The 7,047-nt window shown below is 69.1% G+C and carries 11 protein-coding genes; 6 read left to right on the forward strand and 5 right to left on the reverse strand.

Annotation, left to right across the window (positions count from 1 at the left end; genetic code table 11):
- Nucleotides 1-72 precede the first annotated feature (72 nt).
- On the reverse strand, nt 73-627 hold the full coding sequence (locus ASF08_RS14785) for a hypothetical protein (protein WP_156629604.1): 555 nt from the start codon (nt 625-627) through the stop codon (nt 73-75).
- A gap of 230 nt (nt 628-857) precedes the next feature.
- On the opposite strand from ASF08_RS14785, the gene ASF08_RS14790 reads away from it, so the two are divergent.
- The 4 genes from ASF08_RS14790 to ASF08_RS14805 all read left to right on the forward strand — a co-directional run bounded on the left by ASF08_RS14790 (nt 858) and on the right by ASF08_RS14805 (nt 2,685).
- Nucleotides 858-1,217, forward strand: coding sequence for a hypothetical protein (locus ASF08_RS14790; protein WP_156629605.1), 360 nt, complete (start codon nt 858-860; stop codon nt 1,215-1,217).
- Nucleotides 1,218-1,261: 44 nt separating this feature from the next.
- Nucleotides 1,262-1,615, forward strand: coding sequence for a hypothetical protein (locus ASF08_RS14795; RefSeq protein WP_200931866.1), 354 nt, complete (start codon nt 1,262-1,264; stop codon nt 1,613-1,615).
- 65 nt (nt 1,616-1,680) lie between these two features.
- Nucleotides 1,681-2,145, forward strand: a complete 465-nt coding sequence (locus ASF08_RS14800; protein ID WP_056146674.1) for a hypothetical protein — start codon at nt 1,681-1,683, stop codon at nt 2,143-2,145.
- A gap of 21 nt (nt 2,146-2,166) precedes the next feature.
- Nucleotides 2,167-2,685 carry a hypothetical protein gene (locus ASF08_RS14805; protein WP_056146676.1) on the forward strand — a complete coding sequence of 173 codons (519 nt, stop codon included), beginning with the start codon at nt 2,167-2,169 and terminating at the stop codon, nt 2,683-2,685.
- Between the two features lie 217 nt (nt 2,686-2,902).
- On the opposite strand, the gene ASF08_RS14810 is transcribed toward ASF08_RS14805, so the two are convergent.
- Entirely contained in the window at nt 2,903-3,148 is a 246-nt protein-coding gene (locus tag ASF08_RS14810; RefSeq protein ID WP_056146678.1) for a hypothetical protein, read from the reverse strand.
- Between ASF08_RS14810 and ASF08_RS14815 the strand changes: the two genes are divergently transcribed.
- Nucleotides 3,147-3,662 (forward strand): hypothetical protein, encoded by a 516-nt coding sequence (locus tag ASF08_RS14815; protein WP_056146680.1) that lies wholly within the window; start codon nt 3,147-3,149, stop codon nt 3,660-3,662. The two genes, ASF08_RS14810 and ASF08_RS14815, sit on opposite strands and share 2 nt — an antisense overlap.
- On the opposite strand, the gene ASF08_RS14820 is transcribed toward ASF08_RS14815, so the two are convergent.
- From ASF08_RS14820 to ASF08_RS14830, 3 genes are read right to left on the reverse strand one after another with little or no spacing between them, the layout of a single operon-like run.
- Complete coding sequence (locus ASF08_RS14820) at nt 3,659-4,885, reverse strand: hypothetical protein (protein ID WP_056146682.1); 1,227 nt, start codon at nt 4,883-4,885, stop codon at nt 3,659-3,661. The genes ASF08_RS14815 and ASF08_RS14820 overlap by 4 nt on opposite strands.
- Nucleotides 4,882-5,346 (reverse strand): hypothetical protein, encoded by a 465-nt coding sequence (locus ASF08_RS14825; RefSeq protein WP_156629606.1) that lies wholly within the window; start codon nt 5,344-5,346, stop codon nt 4,882-4,884. The genes ASF08_RS14820 and ASF08_RS14825 overlap by 4 nt, the downstream gene beginning before the upstream one ends.
- A 60-nt stretch (nt 5,347-5,406) precedes the next feature.
- Nucleotides 5,407-6,162, reverse strand: coding sequence for a hypothetical protein (locus ASF08_RS14830; RefSeq protein WP_156629607.1), 756 nt, complete (start codon nt 6,160-6,162; stop codon nt 5,407-5,409).
- A 217-nt stretch (nt 6,163-6,379) separates the two neighbouring features.
- Here ASF08_RS14830 and ASF08_RS14835 point away from each other — a divergent pair, with 217 nt between their 5' ends.
- Entirely contained in the window at nt 6,380-6,883 is a 504-nt protein-coding gene (locus ASF08_RS14835; protein ID WP_056146686.1) for a Thoeris anti-defense Tad2 family protein, read from the forward strand.
- Nucleotides 6,884-7,047 lie beyond the last annotated feature (164 nt).

Genomic DNA, 7,047 nt, shown 5'->3' on the forward strand with positions numbered 1-7,047 from the left:
GGGGGGGGGCGCTGAGGGTCGCATGAAGCCCCCCGCATTAGCGCCGTTAACAAGTTTTGGGAGCGACATTCCTCATGTGCGATCAGTAGCTACCATCACGGCCGCCCGGGACGCCCGGGCGGCATCCTCTCGGGCACGGACCGCGCCTGCCTCGCTCCGGTACTCGTCACCCCGCCACCACCACCGCCGGTGGAACAGGGCTAGCAGCCGGGTCCTCCGGATGGGCTCTGCCAGGACAGCCTCCTCTGCCTCCGCGGCCCGCTCCTCCATCGTCAGGGCGCGCCGGGCGAGGGGCACCCCATGCCGCCGGGCGACCGCGTCGTGAGCGTCCGCAAAGGCGGTCTCGAACTGCCGCTCCGCCGCGCCGCTGTCGTGGTGTCGCCCGGTCCGGCGTAGCACCGGATCGAATGGGGCGACCGCCTCCAGGGCCGCCTTCAGACCCCGGAGTTGCGCCAGCCTCCCGGCATCCATTGCGGCCGCCGCCCCTCGGCATGCCGCGAGATCGCGTTCCAGGCGCTCGGCATGCCGCTGCCAGGAGACCGCCGCCTCGCGCTCGTCCGCGACCGCGTCCCGGGCAGCCCAGATCAATCCGATCCTCGCGTAGTCCACGCCCTGATAGCCACTCACCGCACCCTCCCGTCTGACTGAATATCCAGCCCTGACAGGAGTCTATCGGACATCGAACCGGGGCGAATCCCCGCGCCAACACGGAGCCCAGGGAAAACTCTGACGGAGCGCAGGAAAAAAGTTTGGATACAAGGTGTCCGCACCTTGTGGGACATCTTGTTCGGATGCATATTGTCCTCGTGGAGACGGCTCTGCCCGCTCCCCCTCTCAACCGACGGACATTCTCCTCGATGGCTTCCTCCCCGCTCCCACCCACGCTCACGACGCCCACCGCGTTGATCCGTCTGACCCTCGATCAGATGGAGCGCACGGCCGCGATCCTTACGAAGCATGGCCTCGACGACATCGTCGCCGTGCTTGCTGGCGACCTTCATGGCTACGGCCCGACCGGGCACCTCGTGATCCGGGGTGGCTGGACGGTGTGGGCATACGATCCCCAGGACGGCCTGCCCGAGGGCGTGGGTGCCCAGCCCACGCGGCCTGATGACCAGGACCTGATCAGGCCCGGCACCAGGATCGTGTGCCGGAACGCCTCCGCATTCGAGGTGACCCGCATCGTCCGAGACGCTCGGGCCGCGACCGGCGCCTGAGTCCCCCCCCCCCCCCCCCCCCCCCCAAACCCGCACCCAAGAAGATGGGCCGTCCCGCCCTGCCGATGACGTCCACGACTGTACTCGCGCGGGTAGGCACCATCCTCATCGGCCGCGACTGGCAGCGCCCGATGGCCCGCCTCTTGGGGCAGCTTCATCCGACGGGCCCCCGCGAGACCATGGACCCCCGCCTCATCCAACGTTGGGCGGTCGGGGAGCGCCGGGTGCCAGACTGGGTGATCCCGAAGCTTTCGGAGCTCCTCGAAAAGCGGGCCACGGAGCTCCGGGAGCAGGCCCGGGAGGCCGACGATCTCGCGGAGCAATTGCGGCAGCACGGGCTCATCGAGCCGCCCCTCTCCGAGGAGGACGCGGACGCCGTCGCCGGCATTTACTACTGAGCTTGCACCCCTTGAGGGAGCCCTTTCAGCCGGCAGGGCACCGGCGCTTCAGACGAGATCGACACATGTTCACAACCGGAAACCAGATCTTCGCCACTGACTGGGACGCCTTCTTCGCTGCGTACCCCGGGACCCGGGTAACCGAGGTCGGTACCGGACGCCGCCTGACTATCGCCGAGCTCGAAGGGATGCCGGTGGTCGAGCCACTCCTGACAGTTGCCGAGGTCCAGGCCTGGTTCGGCGCATGCCGGCTGGCGCGGGACGTCGAAACTGCGGCGCGTGACTACTCGGCATGCTCGCCAAAGCCCCGTGCCGAGCATGCCGCCGCCCTGGCGATGGTGCGGGACGGGCTCGTCATTGCACCAATCGAGGGCGGTGCCGTCCTCGCCCTCGTGGGAGGTACCGAGGACCGCATGCCAGAGCTCTGTGACCTGCGTCGCGGTTCGCGGTGCGAGCTCCTCATCTTCGACGCCGCGCACCCTGCAGGACGGCAGATCCTCTCGCCGGAAGCGCAAGCAGCCATCAACTGACCCACCCGACAGGAGAGACACATGCGCCCCAGCGATACCGTGATCACCGGAACCGGCACCCTCACACCCGAGGCCGCCAACGTCCTTGCGGGTCACGTCCATTTCGTCCTCACGCATGACGAGTCCTTCGCCATGCAGCGCATTCTCTGCGCGGTCTCGACAGATGAGGATACTGCCGCCGGCACCATCGCCGACACGCTCCTCGACTACATCTCCCAGTCGATCCCGGCATCCGCCAAGCCGTTCTCCGCGTCCTTCGACCTGGCCTCCCTGGCCTCCCTGGCCCGCAAATCCGCCATCGTCCGCTACCTCTTCGATGAGGAGTGGCACTACCACGTGCACCGCCCCATCGCTCGCGTGCTGTCTTTGGTGCCCTCCAGGGACATCACCGAAGAGCTCGTCCGCTACCACCAGGAAGAACGCGCTTTCGAGGGCGAGACGCTCAGGCAGAAGCTTGCCACCGACATGGCTTCCAAGCGGGCGGCTGAGCTCGCCCCCGCCATCGGATCGCTCAGGCGCAAGCTCGCCGACCTCGTCTGACTGATCCCGCCCGCCGGGGCCCAGCGCCCCGGCCCCTCTCCGGGCGCCTCCGACATGGGGCGTCGGGACGGGGGCCGGCACACCCGCCCGCTGCCCGATCAGGAGCACATCGATGATTTTCCCGTCCACCCTTGGCCCCACCGGCGCCCGGGTCCCTACCGAGGCGGAGGCCAATGTGCTCGCCCGACGGCCGCTTCACTGCCGGGCGACCGGGGCCTCACTGTCGTACCCGCAGCGTCGGGTCCTCTCTCTCGCGACCAGCGACCTCCTCGGGATCCCGGCCTGGGCAATCGCTCAGCTGGAAGGCATGACCAAGGGCGAGGTCCTCGCTCATGCCCGCGCCCTGCATGTCCGGGGTCTGGTCCACCTGGACCGCGTGGACGGAGAGGTGCACCTTTTTCTGTGCCCCCTCGGCCTCCGCGTCAAGAACCGAATGCAGCATGTCGCGAAGGCGCTCGGTCATGGCGCATAGGCCTCGCCAACCCCCCGCGGAGCACATCGCGGAGATCGCCGCCCGCATCGCCGCAAGGGCCGCCGCGCCCCCCGCAGACCCCAAGGCGGAGCGCGAGTGGCAGCACGCCAAGCGCGACCGCGAGGCCATCGGTGGGAACGGCGGACCACCGTTGGAGCCCGTCGGACCCGACCTGCGCTTCGGTGCTCGCGAGGTCCTCAAGGTCGCGGAGTTGATGCTCGGGAGCCGGTGCACGACCTCCGCTGCCCTGCTCCTCGGAGAGAATCCACGGCAGGTCCGCCGGTGGCGTTCTGGCGATGCCGAGCCACCCCGCGGGTCACGGGCATGGCTGGTCCGTGCCGGCCGGATCCGGATCGCGGAGCTCCAGGCCGCGGTCGAGGAGCTCGCGAGACTCGATCCGCCGCCACCCCCGCCGGAGCCCCCCGCGCCCCCGCCGCCTACGCGCCAGCCCTGCGATCCCAGGCAAGTCGACCTGGAAGACTGGCTGAACGCGACCAAAGCCTAGCCTAGGCGAGGGCGATCTCCCGTGATCGGGAGACCCCAGATATCGAGATGTTGCCCGGGGACGGTGACCCACCTGCCAGCGCGCACTGCATCGAGACCGGCGGCCAAAGCCGCGGAACGATGCGGCCCCAGCAATCTCAAGCGTGCTCTGAGACGCGCGGCCCCGGGGCGAGCCGCGATACGTGCGAGTGCATCGCTGACACTACTCCCCCCGTCTCGTCCACGGCATTCGTCAGGTCCGCTAGCGCGTCCAACAGGGACCGCTCCGCAGGGGTTTCCTCCGGCGCCAGGGACCCGATCAAGGCCTCCAGCAACCTGCGCACCGCCACGATCTCCCGCCCGATTTCCTCGTTCGTCATTGCTCTCTCCATGCTGCTTAAGGTCTAGGCCCGCCAGGCGCGCCTTCACGGCCGCCGCGGGAATGCGTGTGCCGTCTGCCCGGCGTGCGGCCGCCCCGATGAGGCGGGTTGCCAGATGCGCCGTGCCGGTGCCGTCGACGACGACCGGACCGGACCGCCCCTCGCGGAGGTCGAGGCCCCGCTTCCGGAGCGCCGCGAGAAACGAATCGCCGTCGCCGGACGCACGCCACGCCGCCAGCGCGGCCGCGCGTAGGTCATCGAGGGGGACGCCCGTGCGCTCCTCGATCAGGCGCTCCTGAGGACTGAGGCGGGCCACTGGACGCTCCGCTTCGGTCGCGCCCGCGGCTTCCATCCAATCGGCGACGTCGCCCCGGCCCGCCTCGCGCAGGGCCCGCACGATGGACCTAGCGTGCTTCGACGGCGTGGGCCCCGGCATGCCGAACTCGAACTCGACTGTCCTCGCGACACGCTCCCGTCGGGCGAAGTCGAACCCCACGTCGACGACGGCGCCCGACGGCCGCACGAGGCTGTAGACCCGATGCTCGTGGCGACGGCCGTGTTTGACGTGGACCGCTCCGCATACCGGTTGCCCGGCTAGCCCGAACTCGGCCTCGAAGAGGTTCCAGAAGCGGCGGCGTGCCCCGTCGTTGTCCTCGATGGCGAGGTCCGGGTCGCAGTGCACGTGGTAAACCGGTCGGTCGGTGCGGCCGCCCAACGAGAGGGCCACGAGCTCGCGGACCTGGCTGACAAGATCGGGGGATCCGAGGCCCCGGGCGGGGATGACCTCGACCTCTTCGTTCTCCGGCTTGAGCAGGTGGTGAGCCAGGGCGTCGCCCCCCTTGCCGCGGATCGCGCCCGAGATCACGAGGGCCTCGCGTTGAGGCCGACGACCATCGGGACCAGCGCCGCGCGTACCCGATCCAACCCGGCGATGACCTCGTCCGCTTTTCCGGACCGGGCGGCCGGGTAGAGGCCTCCGACCTCCCTGATCAGGCCGGCCAGAATTATCAAATCGGCGTCCGGGATCCTCTGCCTCGGGCCCGACCCACGGTCCGCCTCGGCGTCGAGCCCGAGGGCATCCGCAACCAGGCGGCGGACATACGCGCCGTCCGTGACGCCGGCTGCTTTGGCTGCCTCCGTGAGGGCGCCGCGCAGGGGGCCGGTCAACCGGACGTCCACCTTGCTGGCCAACTTGCGGAAATTGGGCGCCGCAGGTGTATGGGGTCCACGGGGCGGAGCCCCTGGCAGCGAGCCGCCCGGAACGGGGGGCGACTGGAGAGCGGCGCGCGGAGCGTGTCCGACCGCCATGGCTGGCTTAAACTCCATTTCTCTACTCCTGACCCACGAGATGTCGGACGACGATTGTCGGACGGCCTTGCGAAACCTTCACGGCTTCTTGGGTCCGGGAGGCGTGTGAATCTCTGGCTCCTCGTCAGCCGTGCCCTTGGGAGGCGTCGTGCCCGGGGGGATGACGCCCGTCCCCGCGTCTCCCGTGGTGCCCCCCGTACCCGTGTTCCCGCGACCGCTCTGGCTGGCTCGCTTGGCTAGGCGGGCGACACGCTCCGCCAGCATTTCCGCGATCCCTTGCTCGACCGCGGGCGAGACATAGAGGTCGGGCGGGACTGGCTCGCCGAGGCGGCGGGCATCTGTCTGACGGCGCGACAGGACCTGTCGGGCCTCGTCCCACGTCGTGAAATCCGTGGCGGCAGTGGTCTCAAGGTCCCGACGAATCGCCTTCGCTTTTTCCGGAATCTGGATCTGTGCCTCAGTGACCCAGCGGGTGCGCCTACCGAGGATTTGCATGGCGCGCAGGTACTCCGCGACCTCGCGTCCGACCTCCAGGCGGGCGCGGGAGAGCGCGGCCTCGTTGACCGACATCCCGTTCGGGACGCTGGCTTTGTCGATGTCCTGGTATGCGCGAATGAAGTTACGGTCCGCGCCGTGCCAGATCTGCGGCGTCGCCAGCGCACGCCTATGCAAGTCTGCCTTCGCTTCGGCACGCTGCTGTCTGACCGCGTCCGACACCGGGGCGGGACCTGTCGGACGCGGTCCGGCCGGCGTGTCGGACCGCCGAGACAGCGGTCGGGCTGGCGGTTGGGAGGCGGGCGTGAGCCCGGCGAAACGGAGGAACTTGGTGAGCATGGCGGCGTCTTTCTGTCGGACCGCCATGGATTGTCCGAACGCGGCGCAACCATCACAAGGGGCGATGTGACGGTCCCAAGGCATGGGCCGCAAAAGGGCATGGGCGGTACCGCGAATGGTCCGATGTTGGGCCGCCCCGATGAACACCTGTTCACCGGCCTCTGGTGACGGTCGCTCCGGCGGTGGGACGATGCTCTCCTGATCCTAGGAGATTGCCTTGTCGGACACCCTGCGCGCCCACGCCGACGTAATCCTGCCCGGCCTCCGGGCCCGCATCGCACGCCTCGATGCTGCCCGCCCGCAACTGGATGAGATCCTGCGCGCCGGCTTGATGGCTCATCATGCCGGCGCCCGTGTCACGCTGGAGATGCGAGAGGAACGCCTCAGGTCGTGGCACCGGCTCATGCTCGATGAAGAGCGGGGTCCCATGCTGACCGCCTATGCGGACAATTCCATCGGGACGGTCGACCTTGGGGACGGCCCCCTCGTCGTCCTCCGCCCGGTCCGGGAAAGCGGACGCGACTTCGGGCAGGCCCTCGTGTGGTTGCGCCAGGGCGAGAGGGTCCGTCGGGCCGCGTGGCGCAGGGCGTACCGTTACCTCGTGCGCCGGCCGGACGAGGCAGGCGACGGCCTCTACCTGGTCGAGTCCCGTGCCGACGACGCGCGCTGGATCGGCGAGAGCGAGGACCTCCTCGCCTTCGATTACGAGCTCGTGCCGTAGCCAAGTAGCCAAGTAGCCAGCAGACCAAGGGCTTATTCGCTATTTCTGGCCGCGTTCGGTTAAGAGCGCCTAACAGAACGGCACCGAGCGTTGCTTTCAGCGTTGGTTTGGCATGGCCAGACCGCTTCTCCCCGATGATCTCTGGGATGAGATCGCTCCGCTCC

The organism is Methylobacterium sp. Leaf85, assembly GCF_001422125.1.
GTDB lineage: Bacteria > Pseudomonadota > Alphaproteobacteria > Rhizobiales > Beijerinckiaceae > Methylobacterium > Methylobacterium bullatum.